The 25,837-nt window shown below is 65.1% G+C and carries 25 protein-coding genes; 14 read left to right on the top strand and 11 right to left on the bottom strand.

What is annotated here, in order from left to right:
* Positions 1–4: 4 nt before the first annotated feature.
* The 7 genes from pqqC (at position 5) to TQ98_RS14195 (ending at position 9,242) form a co-directional block, all read left to right on the top strand.
* On the top strand, positions 5–757 hold the full coding sequence (gene pqqC, locus TQ98_RS14225; RefSeq protein WP_044872367.1) for a pyrroloquinoline-quinone synthase PqqC: 753 nt from the start codon (positions 5–7) through the stop codon (positions 755–757).
* A complete protein-coding gene (gene pqqD / locus TQ98_RS14220; protein WP_044872368.1) occupies positions 754–1,035 on the top strand; it encodes a pyrroloquinoline quinone biosynthesis peptide chaperone PqqD in 282 nt (93 codons plus the stop codon). The genes pqqC and pqqD overlap by 4 nt, the downstream gene beginning before the upstream one ends.
* Positions 1,004–2,155, top strand: a complete 1,152-nt coding sequence (gene pqqE, locus TQ98_RS14215; protein ID WP_044872369.1) for a pyrroloquinoline quinone biosynthesis protein PqqE — start codon at positions 1,004–1,006, stop codon at positions 2,153–2,155. Before pqqD ends, pqqE begins: the two co-directional genes overlap by 32 nt.
* Positions 2,121–3,968: a prolyl oligopeptidase family serine peptidase gene (locus TQ98_RS14210; protein ID WP_044872370.1), complete on the top strand. Its 1,848-nt coding sequence runs from the start codon at positions 2,121–2,123 to the stop codon at positions 3,966–3,968. The genes pqqE and TQ98_RS14210 overlap by 35 nt, the downstream gene beginning before the upstream one ends.
* A gap of 231 nt (positions 3,969–4,199) precedes the next feature.
* Positions 4,200–5,363 carry an alcohol dehydrogenase-like regulatory protein ErcA gene (gene ercA, locus TQ98_RS14205; protein WP_044872371.1) on the top strand — a complete coding sequence of 388 codons (1,164 nt, stop codon included), beginning with the start codon at positions 4,200–4,202 and terminating at the stop codon, positions 5,361–5,363.
* Positions 5,347–7,041 carry a NahK/ErcS family hybrid sensor histidine kinase/response regulator gene (locus tag TQ98_RS14200; RefSeq protein ID WP_044872372.1) on the top strand — a complete coding sequence of 565 codons (1,695 nt, stop codon included), beginning with the start codon at positions 5,347–5,349 and terminating at the stop codon, positions 7,039–7,041. The genes ercA and TQ98_RS14200 overlap by 17 nt, the downstream gene beginning before the upstream one ends.
* 449 nt (positions 7,042–7,490) lie before the next feature.
* A complete protein-coding gene (locus TQ98_RS14195; RefSeq protein ID WP_044872373.1) occupies positions 7,491–9,242 on the top strand; it encodes an SbmA/BacA-like family transporter in 1,752 nt (583 codons plus the stop codon).
* Here TQ98_RS14195 and TQ98_RS14190 read toward each other — a convergent pair.
* Together TQ98_RS14190 and pobA are read right to left on the bottom strand one after the other, a co-directional pair.
* Positions 9,228–10,355 (bottom strand): cellulase family glycosylhydrolase, encoded by a 1,128-nt coding sequence (locus TQ98_RS14190; RefSeq protein ID WP_044872374.1) that lies wholly within the window; start codon positions 10,353–10,355, stop codon positions 9,228–9,230. The genes TQ98_RS14195 and TQ98_RS14190 overlap by 15 nt on opposite strands.
* Positions 10,356–10,636: 281 nt before the next feature.
* Entirely contained in the window at positions 10,637–11,821 is a 1,185-nt protein-coding gene (pobA, locus tag TQ98_RS14185) for a 4-hydroxybenzoate 3-monooxygenase (RefSeq protein WP_044872375.1), read from the bottom strand.
* A 151-nt stretch (positions 11,822–11,972) separates the two neighbouring features.
* Here pobA and TQ98_RS14180 point away from each other — a divergent pair, with 151 nt between their 5' ends.
* Complete coding sequence (locus tag TQ98_RS14180) at positions 11,973–12,842, top strand: helix-turn-helix domain-containing protein (RefSeq protein WP_044872376.1); 870 nt, start codon at positions 11,973–11,975, stop codon at positions 12,840–12,842.
* 51 nt (positions 12,843–12,893) lie between these two features.
* Here TQ98_RS14180 and TQ98_RS14175 read toward each other — a convergent pair whose 3' ends face one another.
* The 6 genes from TQ98_RS14175 to TQ98_RS14150 form a co-directional block, all read right to left on the bottom strand.
* The gene (locus tag TQ98_RS14175; RefSeq protein ID WP_044872377.1) at positions 12,894–13,406 is read right to left on the bottom strand and encodes a DoxX family protein; all 513 of its coding nucleotides are present in this window, start codon (positions 13,404–13,406) and stop codon (positions 12,894–12,896) included.
* Complete coding sequence (locus TQ98_RS14170; RefSeq protein WP_044872378.1) at positions 13,403–14,179, bottom strand: putative DNA-binding domain-containing protein; 777 nt, start codon at positions 14,177–14,179, stop codon at positions 13,403–13,405. Before TQ98_RS14170 ends, TQ98_RS14175 begins: the two co-directional genes overlap by 4 nt.
* Positions 14,176–15,042: a DUF692 domain-containing protein gene (locus tag TQ98_RS14165; RefSeq protein ID WP_044872379.1), complete on the bottom strand. Its 867-nt coding sequence runs from the start codon at positions 15,040–15,042 to the stop codon at positions 14,176–14,178. The genes TQ98_RS14170 and TQ98_RS14165 overlap by 4 nt, the downstream gene beginning before the upstream one ends.
* Before the next feature lie 25 nt (positions 15,043–15,067).
* Positions 15,068–15,379, bottom strand: coding sequence for a DUF2282 domain-containing protein (locus tag TQ98_RS14160; protein WP_044872380.1), 312 nt, complete (start codon positions 15,377–15,379; stop codon positions 15,068–15,070).
* 267 nt (positions 15,380–15,646) lie between these two features.
* Positions 15,647–16,282 carry an SCO family protein gene (locus TQ98_RS14155; RefSeq protein ID WP_044872381.1) on the bottom strand — a complete coding sequence of 212 codons (636 nt, stop codon included), beginning with the start codon at positions 16,280–16,282 and terminating at the stop codon, positions 15,647–15,649.
* The gene (locus TQ98_RS14150) at positions 16,279–18,084 is read right to left on the bottom strand and encodes a multicopper oxidase domain-containing protein (RefSeq protein WP_347337825.1); all 1,806 of its coding nucleotides are present in this window, start codon (positions 18,082–18,084) and stop codon (positions 16,279–16,281) included. The genes TQ98_RS14155 and TQ98_RS14150 overlap by 4 nt, the downstream gene beginning before the upstream one ends.
* Positions 18,085–18,654: 570 nt before the next feature.
* On the opposite strand from TQ98_RS14150, the gene TQ98_RS14145 reads away from it, so the two are divergent.
* Together TQ98_RS14145 and TQ98_RS14140 are read left to right on the top strand one after the other, a co-directional pair.
* The gene (locus TQ98_RS14145) at positions 18,655–19,128 is read left to right on the top strand and encodes a hypothetical protein (RefSeq protein ID WP_044872382.1); all 474 of its coding nucleotides are present in this window, start codon (positions 18,655–18,657) and stop codon (positions 19,126–19,128) included.
* Between the two features lie 192 nt (positions 19,129–19,320).
* Entirely contained in the window at positions 19,321–20,700 is a 1,380-nt protein-coding gene (locus TQ98_RS14140; protein WP_044872383.1) for an aldehyde dehydrogenase family protein, read from the top strand.
* Between the two features lie 222 nt (positions 20,701–20,922).
* On the opposite strand, the gene TQ98_RS14135 is transcribed toward TQ98_RS14140, so the two are convergent.
* Together TQ98_RS14135 and TQ98_RS14130 are read right to left on the bottom strand one after the other, a co-directional pair.
* Positions 20,923–22,356, bottom strand: a complete 1,434-nt coding sequence (locus tag TQ98_RS14135) for a PLP-dependent aminotransferase family protein (protein ID WP_044872384.1) — start codon at positions 22,354–22,356, stop codon at positions 20,923–20,925.
* A gap of 177 nt (positions 22,357–22,533) precedes the next feature.
* Entirely contained in the window at positions 22,534–22,968 is a 435-nt protein-coding gene (locus TQ98_RS14130) for a carboxymuconolactone decarboxylase family protein (protein WP_044872385.1), read from the bottom strand.
* A gap of 259 nt (positions 22,969–23,227) precedes the next feature.
* On the opposite strand from TQ98_RS14130, the gene TQ98_RS14125 reads away from it, so the two are divergent.
* The gene (locus TQ98_RS14125; RefSeq protein ID WP_044872386.1) at positions 23,228–23,488 is read left to right on the top strand and encodes a hypothetical protein; all 261 of its coding nucleotides are present in this window, start codon (positions 23,228–23,230) and stop codon (positions 23,486–23,488) included.
* A 24-nt stretch (positions 23,489–23,512) separates the two neighbouring features.
* Here the strand turns inward: TQ98_RS14125 and TQ98_RS14120 are convergent, their stop codons facing one another.
* Positions 23,513–24,076 carry a MarR family winged helix-turn-helix transcriptional regulator gene (locus TQ98_RS14120; protein ID WP_044872387.1) on the bottom strand — a complete coding sequence of 188 codons (564 nt, stop codon included), beginning with the start codon at positions 24,074–24,076 and terminating at the stop codon, positions 23,513–23,515.
* A gap of 110 nt (positions 24,077–24,186) precedes the next feature.
* On the opposite strand from TQ98_RS14120, the gene TQ98_RS14115 reads away from it, so the two are divergent.
* The 3 genes from TQ98_RS14115 (at position 24,187) to pcaQ (ending at position 25,807) form a co-directional block, all read left to right on the top strand.
* Positions 24,187–24,417, top strand: a complete 231-nt coding sequence (locus TQ98_RS14115) for a glutaredoxin domain-containing protein (RefSeq protein WP_044872388.1) — start codon at positions 24,187–24,189, stop codon at positions 24,415–24,417.
* A 10-nt stretch (positions 24,418–24,427) separates the two neighbouring features.
* Positions 24,428–24,700 carry a Rho-binding antiterminator gene (locus TQ98_RS14110; protein ID WP_044872389.1) on the top strand — a complete coding sequence of 91 codons (273 nt, stop codon included), beginning with the start codon at positions 24,428–24,430 and terminating at the stop codon, positions 24,698–24,700.
* Between the two features lie 177 nt (positions 24,701–24,877).
* The gene (pcaQ, locus tag TQ98_RS14105; protein ID WP_044872390.1) at positions 24,878–25,807 is read left to right on the top strand and encodes a pca operon transcription factor PcaQ; all 930 of its coding nucleotides are present in this window, start codon (positions 24,878–24,880) and stop codon (positions 25,805–25,807) included.
* The last annotated feature ends 30 nt before the right edge of the window (positions 25,808–25,837 follow it).

The raw sequence follows: 25,837 nt of genomic DNA, 5'->3' as shown, positions 1-25,837 counted from the left end.
GAGCATGAGCCAGAGCGCCATGAGCCCCACGGAATTCGAGCAGGCCCTGCGCGCCAAGGGCGCCTGCTATCACATCCACCACCCGTACCACCGCGCCATGTACGAAGGGCACGCCAGCCGCGAGCAGATCCAGGGCTGGGTGGCCAACCGCTTCTACTACCAGGTGAACATCCCGCTGAAGGATGCCGCCATCCTCGCCAACTGCCCGGACCGCGACACCCGCCGCGAATGGATTCAGCGCATCCAGGACCATGACGGTGCACCCGGCGAGGACGGCGGAATCGAGGCCTGGCTGCGCCTGGCCGAGGCGGTGGGGCTGGACCGCGAGCAGGTGCTGTCCCAGGAGCTGGTGCTGCCGGGGGTGCGCTTCGCGGTGGACGCCTACGTCAACTTCGCCCGCCGCGCCACCTGGCAGGAGGCGGCGAGCAGTTCGCTGACCGAGCTGTTCGCCCCGCAGATCCATCAGTCGCGGCTGGACAGCTGGCCGCAGCACTACCCGTGGATCGACCCGACCGGCTACGACTACTTCAGGAAGCGCCTGAAAGAAGCGCGGCGCGATGTCGAGCACGGTCTGCGCATCACCCTCGACCACTACCGCACCTGGGAAGCCCAGCAGCGCATGCTGGAAATCCTGCAATTCAAGCTGGACGTGCTCTGGAGCATGCTCGACGCCATGAGCATGGCCTACGAGCTGGAGCGTCCGCCTTACCACACTGTGACCCGCGAGCGGATCTGGCACCGGGGGATCGCCCTATGAGTGACTTCGATATCCAGCAAGTACCCCACCTGCGCCGGGGCTTTCGCCTGCAATGGGAACCGGCCCAGGGCTGCCACGTGCTGCTCTACCCGGAGGGCATGGTGCGGCTGAACGAGAGCGCCGGGGAAATACTCCGGCTGGTGGATGGCGAGCGTTCAGTGGCGCAGATCATTTTCGACCTGCGCCGACGCTTCCCGGACGTTCCCGGACTCAACGAAGACATCCTGGCGTTCATCGAGGTGGCCCATGCCCAGTTCTGGTTGCAACTCGAAGCCTGAGAACCCGCCGGGGCCGCCGTTCTGGCTGCTGGCCGAGCTGACCTACCGCTGCCCGCTGCAGTGCCCGTACTGCTCCAACCCGCTGGACTTCGCCAAGCACAGCGAGGAGCTGACCACCGCGCAGTGGATCGAGGTGTTCCGCCAGGCCCGCGAACTGGGTGCGGCGCAGCTGGGTTTTTCCGGAGGCGAGCCGCTGGGGCGCCAGGACCTGGAAGAACTGGTCCGCGCTGCCCGCGACCTGGGCTACTACACCAACCTCATCACCTCCGGCATCGGCCTGACCGAAGCACGCATCGCCGCCCTCAGCCAGGCCGGTCTGGACCATATCCAGGTCAGCTTCCAGGCCGCCGACGAGGAGGTGAACAACCTGCTCGCCGGCTCGCGCAAGGCTTTCGCCCACAAGCTGGCCATGGCCCGTGCGGTAAAGGCGGCGGGTTACCCGATGGTGCTGAACTTCGTCACCCACCGGCACAACATCGACCAGATCGAGCGAATCATCGAGCTGTGCATCGAGCTGGAAGCGGACTTCGTCGAACTCGCCACCTGCCAGTTCTACGGCTGGGCCGAGCTGAACCGCGCCGGCCTGCTGCCGACCCGCGCCCAACTGGAGCGCGCCGAACGCATTACCAATGAGTACCGGGCGAAGCTGGCGGCGGAAAAACACCCCTGCAAGCTGATCTTCGTCACCCCCGATTACTACGAGGAGCGCCCCAAGGCCTGCATGAACGGCTGGGGCAGCCTGTTCCTCGACATCACCCCGGACGGCACTGCCTTGCCGTGCCACAGCGCGCGGCAGCTGCCGGTGCAGTTCCCCAATGTGAAGGACCACAGCCTGCGGCACATCTGGTACGACTCCTTCGGTTTCAACCGCTTTCGCGGTTACGACTGGATGCCCGAGCCGTGCCGCTCCTGCGATGAGAAGGAGCGGGACTTCGGCGGCTGCCGCTGCCAGGCCTTCATGCTCACCGGAGACGCCAGCAACGCCGACCCGGTGTGCGCCAAGTCCGCCCACCACGGGAAAATACTGGCGGCGCGGGAGGAGGCGGACCATGCTGCTGGAACCCTGGAGCAGCTGACCTACCGCAATGAGCGAACTTCAAAAATCATTTGCCGCGCCTGAAATCCGTCCCTTCGGTTTCTGGGACAGCCCCTGGAGCGCGGAACGCGCCGTCGCCGCCAGTCGCGACTTCGTCGAGCTGCGCTGCGGACCGTCCGGGCTGTTCTGGACCCTGTTCGACCCCGCCGATGGCCGCACCACGCTCTGGCGCTGGCAGGCGGGGGAGGCAAGCTGCCTGACGCCGGCCGATTTCTCGTTGCGCAGCCGGGTCTACGAATATGGCGGCGGCGCCTTCTGCCTGGTGCCCGGCGGCGTAGTGTTCGTCAACGAGGCTGACCAGCAGCTGTATTTCCAGCCAATGTCCGGCGCTCCTGTCGTGCTGACCCGGAACCCCGATTGTCGCTATGGCGATCTCTGGAGTGGGGCGCAGGGTGTGTTGGCGGTCGAGGAAGAGCAGGGCACCCACCGGCTGGTGGCGATCGCCCTGGCCGATGGCGCACGCGAGGTGCTGGTCGAGGGTGCGGACTTCTATGCCGCGCCACGCATCAGCCCGGATGGCCAGACGCTTGTCTGGATCGAATGGAGCCGTCCCGCCCAGCCCTGGACCGAGACCCGCCTGTGCCTGCGGCGCCGCGTGGGGGCGGGTTGGGGGGCAGCTGAAATCCTGGCTGGAGGGGAGGGCGGTGTGTCCCTGCAACAGCCGCGCTTCGATGCCGATGGGCGTCTGCATTGCCTCAGTGATCGCAACGGTTGGTGGCAGCCGTGGGCGCTTGAGAACGATCAGCTGCGGCCCTTGGCGGCGGCCCATGCCGACCATGGTCCGGCGCCTTGGCAATTGGGTGCTTGCAGCTATCTGCCGGAAGCCGGGCTGCGGTGTTGGCTGGTGGATGGCCAGTGCGACCTGGTCGGGGATGATTGCCAACTGCTGGCGACCGGCTACAGCCGCTTCCGCCAACTGGCGGCGGATGGGGGGCATTACTACTGCATCGCCGCCGGGCCGGAAAACGCCAGCGCTGTGCTGTCCATTGACCGCCGGGACGCCAGCATGCAGGTCCTGGCCGGCGGCAGTGCCGAACTCCCACTCGACGAGATCGCACGGCCTCGGCCCTTGCGATTCCCCGTGGGAGCCGGGGAGTCGGCGTACGGATTCTTCTATCCGCCTTGCAACACGGCCTATCGCGGCCCCGACGACCAGCGCCCACCGCTGCTGGTGTTCTGCCATGGCGGTCCGACCTCCGCCTGCCAGCCGGTCTTCGACCCGCGCGTTCAGTTCTGGACCCAGCGCGGCTTCGCCGTGGCTGACCTCGATTACCGGGGCAGCAGCGGATACGGCCGCGCCTATCGGCAGCGTCTGGCCGGGGGCTGGGGGGAGCTGGATGTGGAGGACGCCAAGGCGCTGTTGTTCCATCTCGCCGGGCTGGGTCTGGTGGACCCGGACAGGGCATTCATTCGCGGTTCCAGCGCCGGTGGCTTCACCACCCTGCTGGCGCTGGTCGGGGATACGCCGTTTTGCGGCGGTGCCAGTTACTACGGCGTGAGCGCCCCCTTGGCGCTGCGGGAGAACACCCACAAGTTCGAGGCCGACTACCTGGACTGGCTGATCGGCGACCCGGTGCGAGATGTCGAGCGCTATCGCCGGCGCACGCCTGTGTTGCGGGCGCGGGAGATCGGCGCACCGGTGATCTTCTTCCAGGGTGGGCAGGACGCCGTGGTGGTGCCGGAGCAGACCGCCAGCATGGTGACCGCATTGAAAGAGGCAGGGCGCCAGGTGGAATGCCATGTCTACCCGGAGGAGCGCCACGGCTTCCGCCAGGCCGCGAACCTGGCCCATGCGCTGGAGGCGGAGTTGGCGTTCTATCGGCGGTTGCTGGAGTAACGAACTGCCCGGGGCGGCTTTGTGTAGGGGCGATTTCAATCGCCAAGCGGACCGCAGGTTCGCCCTTGAGGATCACCGGGGGGCAGCTTCGCCGCCCTTGGCGAATGAATTCGTCCCTACAGGAGATTGCGGCCCCTGGACCAGGAAAGCGCCCAAAGGTCTGATTGAAATGCCCTCGGAATCCAGTAGGCTGGGTCCTACTCACCCCATAAATACAAGAAGAGCTGTTTGATGCGTCACGATATCAGCCCGCTTCGCAAGTTCGTGTCTCCCGAGATCATTTTCGGCGCCGGTTGCCGGCATAACGTCGGCAACTACGCCAGCACCTTTGGCGCGCGCAAGGTGCTGGTGGTGTCCGACCCCGGTGTGCAGGCCGCCGGCTGGGTGGCGGATATCGAAGCCAGCCTGCAGGCCCAGGGCATCGACTACTGCCTCTACACCCAGGTATCCCCCAACCCCCGCGTCGAAGAAGTGATGCAGGGCGCCGAGTTCTACCGTTCCATGGGCTGCAACGTGATTGTCGCCGTGGGTGGCGGCAGTCCCATGGACTGCGCCAAGGGCATTGGCATCGTGGCCGCCCATGGCCGCAGCATCCTGGAATTCGAAGGCGTGGACACCCTGACCGTGCCCAGCCCGCCGCTGATCCTCATTCCGACCACCGCCGGCACGTCTGCCGACGTGTCGCAGTTCGTGATCATTTCCAACCAGCAGGAGCGGATGAAGTTCTCCATCGTCAGCAAGGCGGTGGTGCCGGACGTGTCGCTGATCGACCCGGAAACCACCCTGAGCATGGACCCCTTCCTCTCCGCCTGTACCGGCATCGACGCCCTGGTGCATGCGATTGAAGCCTTCGTCTCCACCGGCCACGGCCCGCTGACCGACCCCCACGCCCTGGAGGCGATGCGGCTGATCAACGGCAACCTGGTGGCGATGATCGCCAACCCCCAGGACATCGCTCTGCGCGAGAAGATCATGCTCGGCAGCATGCAGGCCGGGCTGGCCTTCTCCAACGCCATCCTCGGCGCGGTGCACGCCATGTCCCACAGCCTCGGTGGCTTCCTCGACCTGCCCCACGGGCTGTGCAACGCGGTGCTGGTGGAGCATGTGGTGGCGTTCAACTACAGCGCTGCGCCGGATCGCTTCAAGGTGATCGCCGAAACCCTCGGCATCGACTGCCGTGGCCTGAACCAGAACCAGGTGCGCCAGCGGCTGGTGGAGCATCTGGTGACGCTCAAACACGCGGTGGGCTTCCACGAGACCCTGCGCCTGCACGGTGTCGGGACTTCGGACATTCCTTTCCTCTCGCACCACGCCATGCACGACCCCTGCATCCTCACCAACCCGCGCGAATCCAGCCAGCGGGATGTCGAGGTGGTCTATGAAGAGGCCCTCTGACGATCAGCGCGATGCCCTGACCGGCCTGCTGGGACTGGGCAGCCACTCCGCGCGCAAGAGCCATTACCCGGAGCTGCTGGCACGGCTGGAGGAGCTGGAGACCGAGCGCAACCGCTACAAATGGCTCTTCGAGCACGCGGTGCACGGCATCTTCCAGGCCAGCCTGCAGCAGGGGCTGCGCGCGGCGAACCCGGCCCTGGCGCGGATGCTTGGCTACGACTCGCCCCAGGACTGCCTGTGGAGCCTCACGGACCTCGCCAGCCACCTGTTCGCCGGAGGTGCCGCCGAACTGGTGGAGATCCGCCGCGCCCTGCAACGGGAGGGTGGTCTGTTCGGCTACGAAACCCGATTGGTGCGCAAGGACGGCAGCCACGTGGATGTGCTGATGAACCTGCTGCTGAAGCCCGACGAAGAAGGGCTCGTGGAAGGCTTCGTCGCCGATATCACTGAGCGCATCCTCGCCCAGCAGCGCCTGCAGACCCTCAATGACGAACTGGAGCAGCGTGTGCTGGAGCGCACGCGGGAACTCCAGGGCCTGAATGAACAGCTGCGCGAAGCACGGGATGCCGCCGAAGCGGCCAACCTGAGCAAGGACAAATACCTGGCTGCGGCCAGCCACGACCTGCTGCAACCGCTGAACGCCGCGCGGCTGCTGGTCTCCACCCTGCGCGAACGCGAACTGCCGGGCTCTGAAAAGCAACTGGTGGAGCGGACGCACCAGGCCCTGGAAGGGGCCGAGGACCTGCTGACCGACCTGCTGGACATTTCCAAGCTGGACCAGAGCGCCATCAAACCGGACCTGGATACCTACGCGCTGGAGGACGTGCTCGGCCCCCTGGCGTCGGAATTCCAGAGTGTGGCCGAAGCCGCCGGCCTGGGCCTGCGGGTGCGCATTCCACACCTGTGCATCCGCACTGACTTCCGCTTGTTGACGCGCATCCTGCGCAACTTCCTCAGCAATGCCTGCCGCTACACCGAGCGTGGGCGCATCCTGCTCGGCGCGCGTCGCTGCGGGGATAGGTTGCGGCTGGAAGTCTGGGACACCGGGCGGGGGATTCCGGCAGACAAGCTGGAAGCGATCTTCCTCGAGTTCAACCAGCTGGATGTGGGCCGTGCCGCGGAGCGCAAGGGCGTGGGTCTGGGCCTGGCCATCGTCGACCGCATCGCCAGCATGCTGGAGTACCGTGTCCAGGTGCGTTCGCAACCGGGCCGTGGATCGGTGTTCAGCATCGACGTGCCCCTGGTGCAGGCGCAGCCCCAGGCGCGAGCGAATCCGGAGCCGCGCCCGGTGACCGGCGACCCGCTTCCCGGCCAGCGCCTGCTGGTGGTGGACAACGAGCCGGGGATTCTCGAAAGCATGTCTGCGTTGCTGGCCCAGTGGGGCTGCCAGGTGCTCACCGCCACGGACGTGGACGGCGCACTGGAGGCCCTTGGCGAACAGGCGCCGGACCTGATCCTGGTGGATTACCACCTGGATCATGGCGTGGTGGGCTGCGACCTGATCCAGGCCGTGCGTCAGCGTTTCGCGCGTGAGCTGCCAGCGGTGATCATCACCGCCGACCGCAGCGACCAGTGCCGCCGCAAGCTGCAGGACTTGAGCGTGCCGCTGCTGAACAAGCCGGTGAAGCCGGGCAAATTGCGGGCGGTAATCAGCCAGCTGATCGGCAAGGCGGGCTGACTGGAAACGGGCAACCGGGGGCGTCCGGTCCTGATTGCCCATCGACCTTTGTCGGCCCCAGGCGCGCGACGGTCCGGAAAAAACGTCCAGCTCCAATTCCATGTGCTTGAATCTAGATACCTGGTGCAGCCGCGCGCCGAGTTCGACGAGCCGCGATTCCCTGACCGGCTGATCGCAATTCGCCTGCTGTGGCGACGCCCTGCGTCAGTCCCTGACCGGACCTGAAATGTTCGGAAGGGCACATAACGCACTCCCCGGAGTTCGCTGAGGAACCTGAGGCTTCGGCCTCTAGCAGCAGGGGGTCAAATGATTATTTCAATGTTGTTCAGGGCGGGAAGTCGGACCCGCCTATCATGGGGAACACGCCGCGTCGTTCGAGTGCTGCGGCGAGTGGTCGCCGATGGTCCGGGAGTTGCCGCACCCTTGCACCCCGCACGGAGTGGCGACTGATGTCCCGGCCAATCGCTACAAGACGCTGGCAGTTCCTGCGGCTGGTGATGCCGTACTGGAACGCCGAAGAGAAGTGGAAGGCGCGCGGCTACACCGTGGCGCTGCTCCTGCTCACCCTGGCCCAGGTCGCGCTGGTGATCTGCATCAACTACTGGAACCGCGCGCTCTTCGATGCCCTTGAAGCCCGATCACTGAATCGCCTGATGGTGCAGATCGGCACCTTCGTGGTGATCCTCCTGCTGACCGTGGGCGTCACGGCATTGCACATGCGGGTCAAGCGCTGGCTGCAACTGGACTGGCGCAAGTGGCTCACGGCCAAGGTCCTCGAGAAATGGATGGCCCACGGGCATCACTACCAGCTGCAATTGACCGAGGGCGAGCATGACAACCCGGATGGCCGGATCGCCGAAGACATTCACGTCGTCACCGAAAGCTCGATTTCCCTGACGCACTCGCTGGTCTACTCGCTGCTGATTTTCGGCACCTTTGCCGACATCCTGCTGACGGTGACCGGCAGCATGAATGTCCCCGGAACTGCCCTGATGGTGCCGGGCTACATGGTGATCCTGGCGGTTGCCTATGCCGGTACCGGCACGTTGTTCGGCCTGCTGCTGGGGCGCCCGTTGATCAAGGCGACCAACAAGTTGCAGTCCGCCGAGGCGGATTTCCGCTTCGGGCTGGCCCATGCGCGGGAAAGCTCCGAGTCCATCGCGCTGATGCAGGGAGAAGCCGCAGAGCGCCGGAATTCAACGGCGTACTTCGCGGAACTGGGGCGCCGCTTCTATCGCCAGACCCTCGCGTATCTCGGCATCGTGTCCTTCTCTTCGGGCTACGGCGTCCTGCTGCCGGTCTTCCCGATCCTGGTCATGGCGCCCCAGTACGTCGCCGGCAGCATGACCCTCGGGGTGCTGATGCAGGCCGCGCAGGCGTTCCAGCAACTGACCTCGGCACTCTCCTGGCCGATCGACAACCTGGCCGAACTGGCACGCTGCCGGGCCTCGGCGGATCGGGTAATGAGCCTCTACGGCGACCTGCTGTACCTGGAGGAGCAGGCCGCCGGGCCGCAGGTCGACCGCATCTGCCTGGCGCAGTCGCAGAAGACTGAAATCGTGCTGCGTGACCTGTGCATCTCCAACCCCGACGGCAAGGTCCTGATCGAAGGGCTCAATGTGGTGATCCAGCGTGGCGAGCGGGTGCTGATCTCAGGCGACCCCACCATCACCATCGGCCTGTTCAAGGTGATGGCCGGCCTGTGGCCGTGGGGGCATGGGGAGGTCTGGCTGCCTGCGGGCCCGGCGATCTGCTTCCTGCCGCAACGCCCGTTCCTGCCGGTTGGCAGCCTGCGGGCCGTGTTGAGCTACCCGCACCCGACCGACACCTACGCCGCCAATGCCATGTACGGCGCCCTGGAATGCGCCGGGCTCGCCTGGTTGGCCAAGCGCCTGGACGAAGCGGAGAACTGGCAGAGCGTATTGCCGCTGCGGGCCCAACAGCAGTTGGCCATCGCCCGCCTGTTCCTGCAGCAGCCTGCCTGGGTCTTCATCGAAGAAGCCACCAGCGCCTTTGAACCCAAGGGTGAGGAATACCTGATGGACCTGCTGCACCGCGAACTGCCGGACACGACGCTGATGGCCATCAGCTTCCAGGCAGGTCTGGAGCGGAACTACCAACGCAAGCTCCTGCTCCATCACCTGCCGGATGACGCTATGGTCGGCTATGGCACGCCCCTGCGTGCACTACGAAAAAGTTGAGGGCAACCAGCCGCGCCGGACGCATTCGCGGAAACACCAGGCCGGCGTGGTTTCGGTCTTGTAGCTCCAGAAGAACCAGCCCAGGTATTTTTCGAAGGTCAGCAGTTGCGCGGCGGCATAGCCGCGATAGGCGACGTCCTTCTGGAAGCTGTCCATGTTTTCCAGGGCGTGGTTGAACGGGCCTTCGGCCCAGAGCGAGACCACTTTCAGGTCCAGGCCCAGGCTCCACTCACCACAGTAGGCGGGAATCTTCAGCCGCTGGATGATCCCATCGGCCTCGGTCTTCCACTGGCCGCTGGCCTTGTGCACGTGGGTGTAGATGTCGCTGTCGATATCGATGCGCTCGAAGCACTGGTAACGATGGATATCGAACACCACGTTGGCGAATTCCGGCGCCTGCATGAACCCCAGGTACTCCTCGTAGGCACGGAAGCCGTCGTGGAAGACCACGCTGACCTTGTCCGCGCTGCAATGCCGGCGAATGCGCTGGTAGGCGTCGAGGTTGTAGCCCTTGAGGTAGTCGGTCGGCACATCCCAGCGGGGTTCGTTGAGGACCTCGATGGCGTGCAGGGCGGGCTGGTCGCGGTAACGCTCGGCCAGGCGTTCCAGGACGCTCAGCGAATGCTCGCGGTACTGGTCCTGAGTGTGCCATTCGCAGACATCCTTGATGCCGCCGTTGTCGAAGCCGTTCTGGCAGCCGGGCGCGGCGTGCAGGTCCAGGACGATCCGCAGTCCCAGTTCAGCCGCCCAACCAAAGGCGCGGTCAAGCACCTCGATACCGCCCTCGACGAAGGGATGGCGGGCTTCGCCGTACTTGGTGTGGTAGGGGTAATCCGGCCCGAAGATCCAGTGGCCCAGGGGGATGCGCACGGCGTTGATGCCGCGCTCGCTGAGCCAGACGAAGTCATCGCGGGTGATGAAGCTGTTCCAGTGTTGCTTCAACCGGTCCGGGGCACGTTTGCCCATCTCGGCACACCAGGTGGTTTCATCGGTGGCCTGCAAGCCTTCGAAAAGGCTGGGGGTCATCCACTTCTCGAGCACCAGCCAACCGCCGAGGTTCACACCGCGAAGTTTCTGGCCGGGATTGGCATGAATGGAATTCTGCTGCGCCATGACTGCACTCCTGAGGTCTGCAAGAACTGCATGAAATACGAGGGCAGAATCACTCCGGGTTCCGGGAAATGCCGGCCGTTCTCTGGCCAATCCGTTATCGCGCTGCTCCGTTCCCGAACCTCTGGAATTCTTCCGGCTTGCCTGTGCAAGCCTAGGTCATGGGCGCGGGGCTGCCAGGCGTGTTGGTGATGAAGCGTGGTTCACCCTACGAGCCTCCGATGGATAAGTTTCGCAGGCTCGATCCATCCCGCGAAATGGCGTTGCGCGAGGCCGCTTGTGGCTCAGCCAATCGCTTCGTACGGCAAGCCCACATAGTTCTCCGCAATGGTCCGGCGGCCGGCTTCGGAGCCGACGTAGTAGTCCAGTTCGGTCTGCTGCATGCGGCGGCCGAAGGCGTCGGTTTCCGGGAAGCGGTGGAGCAGGGAGGTCATCCACCAGGAGAAGCGCTCGGCCTTCCAGATGCGTCGCAGGCAGATGGCGGAGTACTGCTCCAGAAGCTCAAGGCGGCCTTCGCCGTAGACCTTCACCAGGATACGGAACAGGGTGTTCACGTCGCTGGCGGCCAGGTTCAGCCCTTTGGCGCCGGTGGGCGGGACGATGTGGGCGGCGTCGCCCAGCAGGAACAGGCGGCCGTACTGCATGGGCTCCACCACGAAGCTGCGCAGGGGCGCGATGCTCTTTTCGATGGAGGGGCCGGTGACCAGTTTTGCCGCGGTCTGCTCCGGCAGCCGACTCTTTAGCTCCTCCCAGAAGCGCTCGTCGGACCAGTCGTCCACCTTCTCGTCGGTGGAGACCTGCACGTAGTAGCGGGTGCGGGTGGGCGAACGCATGCTGCACAGGGCGAAGCCGCGCTCATGGTTGGCATAGATCAGCTCGTCGTTCACCGGCGGCGTATCGGCCAGTACACCCAGCCAGCCGAAGGGGTAGACCCGCTCGAACTCCTTGAGGACGCCGGCGGGTATGGATTGGCGCGACACCCCGTGGAAGCCGTCGCAGCCGGCGATGTAGTCGCAGTCGATGCGCAGGGTCTCGCCGTTCTGCTCGAAGGTGACGTAGGGCGCGTCGGACTTCAGGTCGTGGGGCTGCACGTTGGCGGCGGTGTAGAAGGTGCGCGCGCCGCAGGCCTCGCGGGCTTCCATCAGGTCGCGGGTGACTTCGGTCTGGCCGTAGATCATCACGGTCTTGCCGCCGGTCAGGCCCTTGAGGTCGATGTGTTCGCGGCGGCCGTCGAAGGCCAGTTCGAAGCCGTCGTGCACCAGACCTTCACGGTCCATGCGTGCGCTGACGCCGGCTTCCCGCAGCAGTTCCACCATGCCCTGTTCCAGCACCCCGGCGCGGATGCGGCCGAGGACGTAGTCCGGGCTCTGGCGTTCGATGATGACGTTGTCGATACCAGCTTTTTGCAGCAGCTGGCCAAGGAGAAGGCCGGACGGGCCGGCGCCGATGATGGCGACCTGAGTTTTCATTGTTCTTGTCCTCTCGAAGAGTTCCAGTGGCCGGCTCAAGGCGGTGTCGGCTCACCTGTTGTTGTGATGCGCCTGTATTTTTTGTGGATGAGCACTGGCTTTGAAGGCAATATCCAACGACTTTCATGGATTTTTCGAGGATCGCTGGGTCATGTCGAAACTCACCGCCAATCCCGTTCCGGTGTTCAAGCTGTACGGCGAGACGGCGGCCTGGCCGACGCCGGACCTGATTCACTGGGAGTCCATCGAGTCCCGCAGTCGCTTGCACGAATGGGAGATCCGGCCCCATCAGCACGGCGATCTGGTGCAGCTGCTCTATGTGCGCTCGGGTACCGCCGAGTTGGAGGTGGAGGGCCAGGTGAACCACATCGAACGCGCAGCCCTGCAGGTGGTCCCGACCCTGTGTGTGCATGGCTTCCGCTTCTCCAGCGACGTGGACGGCCATGTGCTGACCCTGGCGCTGCCGCTGGTGGAGCAGGTGGCCGGCCTGCTGGATAGCCAGGCGTTGCTGACGCCGGCATGCTTCGAGGCCGGCGACAGCCAGCCGTACCTGGACACCCTGTTCGAGGCCATCAGCCGGGAGTACGCCCAGCAGGCGCCGGGCAGGGAGCTGATGCTGCAATCGCTGATCAGCGTGCTGCTGGTGTGGATCGGCCGCCGGTCGCTGGCCCAGACCCAGTCCGACGCCCAGCAGCAGGACCGTGGCCGTCTGCACCTGCAGGAGTTCACCCGGCTGCTGGAACAGCACTTTCGCGAGCACCTGCCCATCGAGCAGTACGCTGGGCGCCTGGGCATCAGCGCCGCCCATCTCAATGCCCTGTGCCGGCGCCTTGCCGGGCAGTCCGCCTTGCAGATGATCAACCAGCGGCTGCTGCTGGAGGCCAAGCGCTGCCTGGTCTACACGGCGATGACCATCAATCAGGTGTCGGACAGCCTGGGGTTTTCCGAGCCGGCGTATTTTTCGCGCTTCTTCAAGCGCGGTACGGGGCAGTCGCCGAAGGCGTTTCGGATCAGCCGTTGAAGGATGTGTGGCAGAACCCGCTACCAGCTGTAGGGGCGAATGAATGTGCCCCTACAGCTGGTAGCGTTTGGCGATCAGGTGATCCAGCGAGAGCACACCGGGCCCCCGGGTGATCAGCAGCAGCAGGGTCGCGGCCCAGACGCCGTGGGTCGGGTAGGCGTCGGGGTAGACGAAAATCTCGATCACCAGAGTCATGCCCAGCAGGGCCAGGGCCGAGAAACGCGTGGCCAGGCCGAACAGGATCAGCACCGGGAAAAAGTGCTCGCCGAAGGCCGCCAGGTGGGCGGCGATTTCCGGGGAGAGCAAGGGCAGCTTGTATTCGTCGGTGAAGAGCGGGATGGCTGACTCGGAAAGACGGGGCACGCCCAATTGGAAGGTGCCGTCCACCAGATCGATGACCAGGCCTTCCACCTTGGTCTGTCCAGACTTCCAGAAGATCGCGGCGATGGAGAAGCGGGCCACGAAGGCCACCAGGCTATAGGGAATCCGCTTGCACAGCTCAATGGCCTGATGCACCAGTTTCACCGGCAGATGGCTGTATTGGATCTGGATGGTCGCGTTCATGTGGCCGGTCTCCCGCCCTGAAGGGCGAACTGGGTGATGGCGCCGCCCGCAAGGAGCTGCGCGAGGGTGGTGCCGAGGTCGAATCCGGTGTCGATCGCCAGTGCCGCGGCGACGGCCTGGCCGAGCGGCACACCGGCGCCCAGCGCCTGGATGAAGGCCATGGCGCCGGGGCCGATCCGGCTGACTTCGACTTCAAGTCCGTTGCGCAGGACCAGCGCGCATTCGGGCTGGCCCAGCTCGACCTCAGCCAGTTCCCCCAACCCCTGATGGGCGGCCCAGAGGGACAGGATGGCGAAGTCGGAATCGAGGACCGCCACCGAGGGATGCAGCACCAGGCGCATCCCCGGAAGCTGATCGGGGTCCCCCAGGGCGAGGGCCAGGCTGGCGCCATCCAGCGGTGCCCGGTCGGCGGCGTGGTAGGCGTGAACCCGCGCCAGTTCCAGCCGCGCCACATCGGCCAGGTAGGGCAGGCCGGTGGCCGGTGGGAAGGCGCCGATGAAATCGGGAAAACCGTCGCCATAGAACGCCAGCAAGGCCGAGCGTGGCGGATTCGCCTGGACATACAGGCGGGCCATGGCGCGGAAGAATTCGTCCCCCACCAGTTGCTGGACCACGGGGAAGGTCTCGGCCAGGGCTCCGGTCAGGGAGGCCAGCACGTTATTGCGGTAGACGGCGAAGCGCCGCGCCGGGTCGGAGCCATTCCAGGCGCGCAGGCCGGGAGGGCAGGGTAGCTCCGGGTCGAGCAGGGCGCTGGCGAAGGTCTCGGTGTTCATGCCGCCTCCCGCTGCAGCAACCGGTCGGCACGGGCGGCTTCCTCGGCGAGCACCTCAAAGGCGGGGATGTCGTTGTCCCGCTCGATCAGCGTGGGCAACGGGCCGAGGCGCTCCAGGGTTTCGCGGTAAAGGGCCCAGACGGCAGCATCCACCGGCGAACCGTGATGGTCGATCAGCAGCCGGGCACCGGCGGCATCGCTGTCTTCGGCGAAACCGGCCAGGTGGATTTCACCCACCGCGTGCAGCGGCAGGGCATTGATATAGGCGCGTAGATCGCGCTGGTGGTTGATGCAGGACACGTAGGCGTTGTTGAGGTCCAGCAACAGGCCGCAGCCGGTACGCTGCACCACTTCGCTGATGAACTCGGCTTCATCCAGGCTGGAGCTTTCGAATTCGACGTAGGTGGCCGGATTCTCCAGCAGCATCGGGCGCTTGAGGTGCGTCTGCACCTGGTCGATATGGCGGCAGACCCGCTCCAGGCTGTCCTGGTCGTAGGCCAGCGGCAGCAGGTCATTGAGAAAAACGTCGCCGTGGGTGGACCAGGCCAGGTGCTCGGAAAAGGACGCCGGCTGGTAGCGCTGGATCAACGCGGCGAGGCGATCAAGATGGGCCGTATTCAGGGGCTGGTCGGCGCCGATGGACAGGCCGACGCCGTGAATGGACAGCGAGTAGGCCTCCCGGATCAGGCCCAGGTAGTGGTGGAAGGGACCGCCGTCCACCATGTAGTTCTCGGCGTGTATCTCGAAGAAGCCCAAGGCCGGTCGGGTGTCGAGGATGTCCCGGTAATGCTGGGACTTGAGCCCGATGCCGGCCCGGGCCGGCAATCGGCCGGCAGGAGCGTGAGGGCGAGGGGAGGGGGTCATGGGTCAGCGCTCCTGCCGGTATGGATCAGCTCTTCTTCTCTTCCTTGAACGCCTGGAGCTGGCCGTAACCGGTGGGCGAGGAGGGCGAAGCGGTCTTCTCGCAGGTGCCGGACGGTACGTATTTCCAGTGGCTGCCTTCGTAGTCCATCTTCGCGGTGCCCGCGCAGGAGGTGCCGGCACCGGCGGCGCAGTCGTTCTTGCCTTTCATGGCCACGCCATAGCACTTCTCTTTATCGGCGGCCTGCACGCTCATGGGAGCCGTGGCCAAGCCGATGGCGGTGCTCAGTGCAAGGGCGAGGCTGGTTGCGGATACGACAGAAGCAGTTGAGGTTTTCATGGTTCTTATCTCCGTTTCTGAGGGCAGCAAGGGCTGGTTGCCCAAGTATGGCGGGCTTTCCCGCACTGCTGGGACGCACCGCCTTCGAAATAGGAGACAAGGCCGAGCGCCGGCCGTTACAGCGTGCAAAGAATTTTTTTGAGGGTTGCTTCGGAGGGGCGTCCTTGAGGGACAGTCACGTCGGAACTGTTCTCTGAAACGGCCATCCTGCCTCACCCCGGAACGCGAAGAGGACCGGGGTGAGGCGGCAGGTTGGCGTCTCAATCGTCATGCGGGAGCGGTGTCACGCTGATAGGCCGTCGCGATCATCGTTGTGTCCACATGGTTGATGGTGGTGATGATGCGTTCTGCGTCACACAGTGCCGGCGCCATGGTCCAGCGCCGGGTGCGGTCGTTGCCGATACGCACCATGCCGGTGTGGGTGGCGAGGTTGGCGTCCACTTCCGGCACCGGGTCGTAGAAGCCCAGGCTATAGCGCACGCGCTTGATATCCGCCGGCTCCCCGGTCAGGAACAACCAGCCGGGCAGCACCCTGTGCTTGGTGGCGTAATCCTTTAGTACCTGGGGCGAATCCATCTCCGGGCGGAGGGTAATGGAGTACATGAAGACGTCCCGGCCCACACGACTGCCCAGCAGTGTCTGCAGCTTGCGCAGGTTGCTGGTCATGGTCGGGCAGATGCCTTCGCACATCACGTACATCATGTTGAGCGCAACGACCTTGTCGCGGATCAGGTCGTCATAGAAGCGCACCCTGTCCCCGTCCTGGGTGTAAAGCCACACGTTGGGGAAGGGGGTGGCGCCGGACCTTACGCTGTCATCGTCCGTATTCGGAACGGCGTACCAGAGTGCGCTACCCAATGCGGCAAGCCCTACGCCGCCCAGGAGTGTGCGTCGAGTATTCATAAGCTGCCTCCTGTACCCGGGGTGTCCGGGTTATTCGGGGTGCTCGGACTGGCCGGGTTTGCTGAAGGAGCCGGGCCGGTCGAAGGGGCCGGAGTAGCCGGGGCGGTCGGCGTGCCCGAACTGGAGGGGCCGGCGCTGGCGGACGGGCCTTGCGGGTCGAGTTCGATATCCCACCTGGCCATCATCGCGTGGTCCTCGTGGATCATGTTGTGGCAGTGGATCGGGTGCTTGCCGACGAAGTCGCGGAAACGCAGGAACACCCTCAGGATCGTGTTCTCGCCGAGCACGTAGACGTCCTTGCGCCCCTGTTCATGGGGCGGGATGGGCACCTCGACGTCGTCCACGACCTTGCTGAGGATCCGCCCTTCTTCGAAGTGGATATGGACCGGGTGTACCCAGCCGCCGTGGTCGTTGGCGAGTTCCCAGATCTCGAAGGAACCTTGGCGAACCGTGGCGCTGGCCCGGGTGGGGTCGAAGAACTGGCCATTGACCGCCCACATGCCGTTGCGACGTTCGAAGTCCCAGCGCCGCACCTGCGCCGAGTCGATCTCGGCCGGGTCCAGTGGGCGCAGTTCCCGCAGCGTGTCGGGTACCTGGCTGAGGTCCTGTTCCGGTGGCGCGCGATCAACGACGAATTTCAGCACGGGCGTGCCCGGGCTGGTCGTCCCATCAGGCTTGCGGGTGCTGGTCTGCTCCAGCCGGTTGACCAGGAAGAGTTCGGTACCGATCGGAAACGCCGAGAAGTCCACGACGATGTCGGCCCGTTCGGCCACGCCGAGGCTGACGCTGGTCTGGTTGCGCAGGGGCGCCGGCAGCAGGTTGCCGTCATTGGCGATGTAGGTGAAGGTCTGATCCGCACCGTTGGCGTCCGTCAGGTGGAACTCGTAGAAACGGCTGGGGCCGCCGTCGAGCAGGCGGAAGCGGTATTTGCGCGCCGCAACCCGCAGGAGCGGTTCAATCACACCATTGACCGCGATCTTGTCGCCCAGCACGCCGTCCGGGTCCACCTGGTCCCAGAACAGGATGCCGTCGGCGTCGAAGCGCTTGTCCGCAAAGGCCAGGGGATAGTCGTAAGGGTGGCTGGGCAGACGCAGCGCGGAAGGGTTGGGGTCTCGCTCGTCGCCCGAGTCGATCTCGTCGTACAGCAGGTAGAACCCCAGCAGTCCCTTGTAGACATTGGGCCCTGTGAAATCCATGGTGTGGCCGTGGTAGAACAGCGTCCCCAGGGCCTCCCGCAGGTCTCCGATGCCATTCTGGAATTCGTCGAGGCCGGCGCAGATATTGCCGTAGTGATGGTCCTTGAATTGACCGGGGCCACCCAGGGTGGGACCGGCCTTGATCGGGCTGAAGAAGTCAGCGGGGAACCCGTCGCTTTCCGACGCGGTGTGCGCGTTGTGCAGGTGTATCGAGATTTCGGGAGAACCGAAGCCCTGGTGATCCTGGGGCAGTTGATTACGGAAGCGCACGATGCTCGGTCGCCCGTAGTGGCCGACGATGACCGGCCCCGGGGTGGTGACTTCGCCATTGCCCTTGAAGCCCCAGATGGGTTGGGGCGGATAGGCCGGGTTGAACACCCAGTCGGGGCGCTCCGCGGCGCTCAGTTCATAGGTCTCTTGAACGCCCAACTCGTTGAAGCGCTGGTGGGGTACGCGACCCGCCTCCCCGGCGGCGGTATTGGCCGCTTCAGTGGGGGCCGGATCAAGCGTTGTCGCTGCTAGCGGTGTGATCTCGGTGGGCAGCTCGATCGCCCAGGGCGTGCTCGGTGGACTGGATGCGCCACTGCCTTCGCTGGCGGCTGGCAACGACCGGACCAGGAGAGGTGTCGCCATCGCGGCGGCGGAAATCTTGAGAAAGGACCTTCGGGATTCGACATGCGCTGCGCCGAATGTCCGTCGGGGGCCATTGTGAAATGCATTGGAACGGTTCATGGCTACTCCGTCCCCCCAAGCATTGTTCTTGTCAGTGAAAAAAGTACGAACGTGCCCTCGTGCAATCACGCTTGAAAAGCGGCACGTCAGTTGTTTGGCTCAGTTGATGGGAGATACGCGTCATGGGTTGGAATGGCTGGAACACGGGTGTCTCAACCTCCTCAGGGGATGGACTTGGAGGCTGAAAAATTCGTTCATGAATCCCGACGAACGTAACGGTTCCAACACCCATCCGGGGTTGCGCCCTGCCCCCCATTTTCGGGCCTCACGCGTTTCGTCGCGTCTCTTGCCCTCCCGTCAAGGGTGCCGTCGGGGCGTCTTGACTCCTGTTGGCCGCCCACGAAACTCAGGCATCAGGGGTTGAAAAAAACCGTTCGCCAACGATCGGCCCTGCACCTGCAGTACTGCCAGCGATGGCAGTTGCGTCGGCTAGGGGAGGCAGTCATGTGTCATTCCGTGGAGGTCAGTGGGCTTTACACCGCCGAAGGATCACGGCAACTCATCAACTACCCCGACGCCGATGCGGCATTGCCCATCCACGACCCGGTGCGGGGCGTGGTGTGGATTCCCTGGGGGCGACGCAGTCACGAGCAGGGCGAATTGCCCATCACCGGCTGGCTGCCGGACGACGGCACGGTCCCGGAAGGCTGGGGCCGCTTCTGCCCGGCTTCGGTGCTGGCCCGGGTGACCCGCTTCATGGAGATGACCCGGGAAGGCGAGCCGCGCTGGGTCAAGGTGGAAGATGGCCAATCACTGCAATGCCTGCTGCTGCGCCATGGTCATGAACAGCGGGTCTATGTGGTCACCACCCAATTGTCCGATCCGGAGCATCGGAGCTGGCCACTGACGCGGGGGCATGGGGGCAGGGGGTGGCGGCTGAATGGCCATCAGCCCCGTGTGGCACCGCCCTTGTATTAAGCCGATCCCGGAATCGGTGCGCACAGCGCACCCTACGATCCAGAGCAAGCGAGAGGGGTCTGCCGCTTACCGTTCTTTTTTCGTGAAGAATTTCTTCTCGATTATTCGTTTTACGTGAATCAACTGCTGCCTTAATTTCGCCGCAAGTCTGATTGCGAGCCCTGACCGGCTCTTACGTATAACGAGGCCACCATGACCCAGCCTGCTGCCATTTCCCGCAACCCGGCCACCGGCGAAGAAATCGCCCGCTATCCCTACCAGGACGCCGCCGCCCTGGAAGCCAGCCTGGCTTCCGCAAAGCGCGGCTTCGACACCTGGAGCCAGTTCAGCGTCGAGGCGCGTGCCGATGGCCTGCTGCGTATGGCCAAGGCGCTGCGCGCCAATGCCGAGGCCATGGCGCGGATGACCACCACTGAAATGGGCATGCCGATCAGCCAGTCCCGTGGCGAGATCGAGAAGTGCGCCAAGCTCTGCGAGTGGTACGCCGAGCACGGTCCGGCCATGGTGGCCGACGAACCCACTCTGGTGGAGGAAGAGAAGGCAGTGGTGGCCTACCTGCCGCTGGGCCCGGTACTGGCCGTGATGCCCTGGAACTTCCCGGTGTGGCAGGTCATGCGCGGCGCCGTGCCGATCATTTTCGGCGGCAACAGCTACGTGTTGAAGCACGCCCCGAACGTCATGGGCTGCGCCCGTCTGCTGGCCGCTGCCTGGGCCGAGGCTGGTCTGCCGGAAGGCGTGTTCGAAGTCATCAACGTCGAGCCGCCGCTGGTGTCGGTGGCCATCGCCGACCCGCGTATCGCCATGGTCGCGGTGACCGGTAGCGTCGGCGCGGGTGCCGCCATTGCCTCCCAGGCTGGTGCAGCACTGAAGAAGTGCGTGCTGGAGCTGGGCGGTTCCGACCCCTTCATCGTGCTGGCCGACGCTGATCTGGACCAGGCCGTGAAGGCGGCGGTTACCAGCCGCTTCAACAATGCCGGCCAGGTCTGCATCGCGGCCAAGCGCATCATCCTCGAGGCACCGATTGCCGAAGCCTTCACCGAGCGCTTCGTGGCGGCGGTCAAGGCCCTGCAGATCGGCGATCCGCAGGCGGATTCCACCTTCATCGGCCCCATGGCCCGCTTCGACCTGCGCGACGAGCTGGATGGCCAGGTCCAGGCCACCCTGGCTGAGGGCGCGACCCTGCTGCTGGGCGGCCACAAGCTGATCGGTACGGGCAACTACTACGCGCCGACCGTTCTGGCAGACGTGACCCCGGACATGACCGCCTTCCGCAAGGAAATCTTCGGCCCGGTGGCATCCCTGATCGTCGCCCGCGATGCCGAGCATGCGGTGGAACTGGCCAACGACAGCGAGTTCGGCCTGGGCGGCGCCCTCTGGACCACTGATGCGGCCAAGGCGCAGAAACTGGCCCGCCGAATCGTCAGCGGTGCGGTGTTCATCAACGGTTTCACCGCCTCCGACCCGCGCGTACCGATCGGTGGCGTGAAGAAGAGCGGCTACGGCCGCGAGCTCTCCCACTTCGGCCTGCGCGAGTTCCTCAATGTGCAGACCATCTGGCGCGATCGTCGCTGATCGTCCGGGCTGAATGAAGAAAGGGGCTGACCGGATCAGCCCCTTTTTCATTACGCGCGTCCGCTGATGGCTCAGGCGCCCAAGCAGGGTGAAGCCAATCGGGTAGGGTGCGCCGTGCGCACCGGCGGTTTGACAGGGTGCCGGGGACGATCCCGGAATCGGTGCGCACAGCGCACCCTACGGCCTGAAGGTCCCCACAGGAAAGCAGCCCAGCGTCCGAAGCTACGCAATCTGTTCGAGTATATCCCGCACCCGATCCAGCGCCGGGTCGAGGTCCAGGGTCTCGATGGCGCCGTAGCCGAGGAACAGGCCATCGCGCGGCGGTACCTGGTAGGAGAAGCCCGCGAGGGTGTAGAGCCCCACATCCACCTTCCGCGCCAGATCCACCAGCAGCGGGATGTCCAGCGGCACCTTGGCCAGGGCGGCGAGGTGGAAACCGGCCACCGAGGGCACGGGCTCGAACCAGGGCGAGAGGTCGCCCTGGAAGCGTTCGAGGATGCGCTCCCGCCGGCTGGCGTAGATGGTGTGGCAGCGGCGGATGTGCTTGAGCAGGCAACCTTCTTCGATGAACTTGGCCAGGGTCCACTGGGTCAGGGTGGAGCAGTGCAAGTCGGTGATCTGCTTGGCGGCGGTGACCGCTTCGATCAGCGCCGGCGGCAGGATGCAGTAACCCAGCCGCAGCTCCGGCTGAAGGGTCTTGGAGAAGGTGCCGACGTAGGCCACCGCGCCCTGGCTATCGAGGCTCTGCAGGGTGTCGGTGGGACGCCCTTCGTAGCGGAATTCGCAGTCGTAGTCGTCTTCGATGATCACCGCGCCGATGCGCAGGGCCTTTTCCAGCAATGCCTCGCGCCGGGCCTGGCTCATGGACATGCCCAGGGGGAACTGGTGGGAGGGTGTCACGTAGATCAGCCGCACATGCTCGGGAATTGCGTCGACGCAGATACCTTCGGCATCCACCGGCACGCCGATCACCTCCGCGCCCTGGGAGGCGAACAGCTGTCGGGCCGGTGGGTAGCCAGGGTCTTCTACCGCCACGCTGCAGCCGGGCTCGATCAGCACCCGCGCGAGGAGGTCCAGCGCCTGCTGGGCACCGTGACAGACCACCACCTCTTCGGCATTGCAGTGCACACCTCGGGAAAAGGCGACGTGACGGGCGATGGCGTCGCGCAGGGCCGGCAGGCCGGCGGGCTGGCTGTACAGGCCGCGGGATTTCGCCGTCTGGCGCAGGGCGTGCTGGGCGCAACGACGCCAGTCATCCTGGGGGAATTGGTTGCGGATGGTGGCGCCGCCGATGAAGTCGTAGCGCAGGATCGCGTCCATCGACGGATGGCCCAGCGCCGTGGAGATATTCCGCCACTTGGAAATGATCGCGGCGCTGGCCAGGGATTCGTGCCCCTGCTTGCGGCGCTGGACGGAAGCCTGGGCATTGACGAACGTGCCCGATCCGACTTTGCCGGTGAGGAGGTTGTCGTAGGTGAGCAGGGCGTAGGTATCGGACACCGTCTTGCGGGAAATACCCAGTTGCTCGGCCAGCAGACGGCTGGGCGGCAAGCGTGTGCCGGGCTTCAGGCGGCCAGACTCGATGGCCTCGCGCAGCTGCCGATACAGCTGCCCGGACAGGTCCTTGCTGCCCTGGATGACGATGTGCAATTCCATGCCTGGCTCCGGCGGGAGTGAATGACAGAAAAATACCGCAAAGCCTCGAACTCGAACCATGAATCCTGCATTGAAGCCTCCGCTGGCGTGGGTGGCGCGACACACAGGGCGTGGCGTTCCGAGCTCAAATAAAAAGGGCCGCTAGGTGCGGCCCTTTCCGGTGGGGCAGGGTGTGCCTCAGGGCATCATTGCGAAGCCCACGCCGAAACGGTTCCAGGCGTTGATGGTGGCGATGGCCAGGGTCAGGTTGACGATCTCGGACTCGCTGAAATGCTCGCGCAGGGCATTGAACTGGTGCTGGGGAGCATGACGTTCGGGCAGCAGGGTCAGACTCTCGACCCAGGCCAGGGTGGCGCGCTCCTTTTCGGTGAAGAAGTTGGTCTCCTCCCATACGCTGAGCGTCTGCAGGCGAGCCTCGGTTTCACCGGCCTTGCGGGCGTCGTTGGCATGCATGTTGACGCAGTAGGCGCAGCCGTTGATCTGCGAGGCACGCAGGCGGATCAGTTCCAGCAGCGAGGTTTCCAGGCCGGACTTCGCCAGTACCTGCTCCAGGCCGAGCATGGCCTTGAAGGCTTCGGGAACTTGCTTGGCCCATTCGATTCGTGTGCTCATCAGGCTATCTCCAGGTGGGTTCCGCGAACTGCGGCGTTGGGCCTACGTTAGCGCTGCAGCCGGCCACGCCGAATAGCCAATTCGCGGAAAACCCGGCAGGCCAATGGTCGACCCTCGGTCGGGTGAAACGTCCCGGCCAGCTCCCTGTGCTATATCCGGGGGTGAGCAAGGCACGTGCCGACCTTCAGTTGAACCCCCATGCCACGCCCGCCGGGCCTGACGACCCGTGGCCCCGGCCTTCGACAAAGAGGTGATCCCCATGAGCACTCTGCAATGCGTCCATCGCAACTACACCATCGTCGCCGATGTGGTCGAGCACCCGGGCATCCCGACGCCCTGGGCCGCCGGCTGTTACATCACCTCGCCTGATGGCGTGACCTCCCGGCGCATTGCACTGCCGGTGCGGTATGCCTTCCTCTCGGAACTGGACAAGGCGCAGCATGCGTCCATCGCCCACGGCAAGTGGCTGGTGGACCAGTATCTGGATCAGGGGAGCGAGCTGTTCCTGAAGACCGCCTGAGGCCGGTGGGGCAGGGAGGCCCCTTCAGGCTGCATCGTCGCGGGGTTGGTGTTCGCGACAGATCAGTTCGATGGACGGGCGGCTCAGGGGCTCCTGGGTCAGCCCACAGAAGGGTTCGCCGTCCCGTTGCTGGTGGAAACGGCAGGTCTTGCACAAGCCGAAGCCCGGCACATCCACCTGGCGCTGGACGGTCCGCAGCAACTCACCCAGCAGCCGCTCCAGCTCCGTCGCATCCGCGCCCATTTCGGCGGCGGCATTGGCCAGGAAATCCGGTGGCGTCACGGCGCCCAGCAGCTCCCGCGCGGCGGGGGTGAGGACCAGGTGCACGCTGCGCTTGTCGTGCTGGTCCTGGCGCTTCTCGATCAGCCCCTTGGCTTCCAGGGCTTTCAGCGATTGCGACACCGTTCCCTTGGTCAGCCCCAGGTACTCGGTCACGGCCAGGGGCGTATCCGAGTAGTGGTTGCAGCGCGCCAGGTATTCCAGGGCACTGAGCTGCACCGGCTGCAGCTCCGCCAGCAGGGGCTGCTCGCGATGCCAGATGCGCATCAGGCTGGTCAGTCGCTCGAACAGGTCGAATAGGGTCGTCATGATCACCTCCGTCGACAGATAGTATCGAATAAAAACTATATTGACAAAGGGAGGCGCGCGGGTAACCTGGATAACGTATCGATTCGATACCAATTGCTCGGAGAGCGAAAATGACCAACGCCCGCTTCTACCACGCCGGTTGCCCGGTATGCGTGTCCGCTGAACAGAACCTGCTCCACCTGCTCGCCCCCGAAGTGAAGGTGGAGGTGGTTCACCTGGGCGAGCGTCCCGCCCGTATTGCCGAGGCTGAAGCCGCCGGCGTGCAGTCGGTCCCGGCCCTGGTGGTGGGCGGCCAGGTGCTGCACATCAACTTCGGCGCCGCCATCGCTGACCTGAAGTAAGGAGCGGAACATGTACCAGCCCCTGGACTGCGACTTGCACGACCTCCTGGAAATCGCCTGCCTCTATCGCTACCTCGTGCGGGTGGAATTGGTGGGCGGGGGTGGATTCGAGGCCAGGGCGCTGACCACTTACACCAGCGCAGAGAAGGAGGAGTTCTTCGTGCTGGAGGTGGAGGACGGGCCTTGTTCCGTGCGCATGGACAGGCTGCTGGTGATCACACCGCTGGAGGCGAGTGCGCGTTTCGGCCGGGTGGAGCTGGCGGGCAAAGTGTGCGCCCTCTAGGTGGCACGACGTAGGGTGGAAATCGCTTTCCATTTCCACCAGCGAGGTTTCGACCGGACGTCGATGGTGGATAGAAGAGCGCTATCCACCCTACGGCTCCAATCAGCTCTTCCCCGGGTGTTCGAGGCCCCGTCCTTGAGCTAGCCTTCGCAGGCCAGCCGTGATCAGGACCTGCCGTTGAACATCGATAACCGCATCAAATTCCGCCATCTGTTGTGCTTTCTCGAAGTCGCGCGTCAGGGCAGCCTGGCGCGTGCGGCCGACCAGATGGCGGTGACCCAGCCGGCCATTTCCAAGACCCTCAAGGAGCTGGAGGAAGTCCTCGACGCCAGCCTGTTCGAACGCAGCAAGAGCGGCGTCAGCCTGACCGAGGCGGGGCTGGCCTTCATGCGCTACGCCGGGCCCTGCGTGCAGGCGCTGCGGGATGGGGTGAACAGCCTGCGGGAAGGTGAGTACGCCGCCGGTACGGTCCGCCTGGGCGTGCTGTCCACGGTGGAAGGCCTGCTGGTGCCGGAAATGGTGCGGCGGCTGCATCAGCGCCATCCATCGCTGGTGGTCAGCGTGCTCACCGGGCCGGGCGCCTACCTGCTGTCGCAATTGCGCGTCGGCGAGCTGGACCTGGTGGTTGGGCGGATGACGGATAACCCGGAGATCCACGGTCTGACCTTCGAGCACTTGTACAGCGAATCCATGACCCTGGTGGTGCGCGCGGGGCATCCGCTGCTGGCGGAGGGTGCCGACCGCCGCTCCCTGGACGGTTTCCCCCTGGTGCTGCCGCTGGCCGGCACCACCATCCGCAAGCATGCCGACGGCTTTTTCGTGCAGAGCGGCATCAGCCCGCCGCGCCAGCGCCTGGAGACCCTGTCCCTGGCGCTCAGCCGGCGCTACGTGCTGGCCGGCGACGCGGTATGGATCGCGCCGCTGGACGCGGTACGCCTGGACCTCAGCAAGGGCGAGCTGGTGGAGCTGGATCTGGGCTTCAAGGAGCCCGGCGGCTCGGTCGGCATCTGCAGCAATGCCTCCCTGCCGCTCTCCCTGTCGGCGCAATGGGCGGCGGAGACCCTGCGGGAAGCGGCCCTGGACTATCGAGAAGGGCGTCTTACATAACCATTTGGTTATGGACGGCGGGCATGATTT

Source organism: Pseudomonas sp. LFM046, assembly GCF_000949385.2.
Taxonomy (GTDB): Bacteria; Pseudomonadota; Gammaproteobacteria; order Pseudomonadales; family Pseudomonadaceae; genus Metapseudomonas.
Note: the sequence above shows the minus strand (reverse complement) of the source record. Positions and strands in the feature narration are given on the sequence as shown.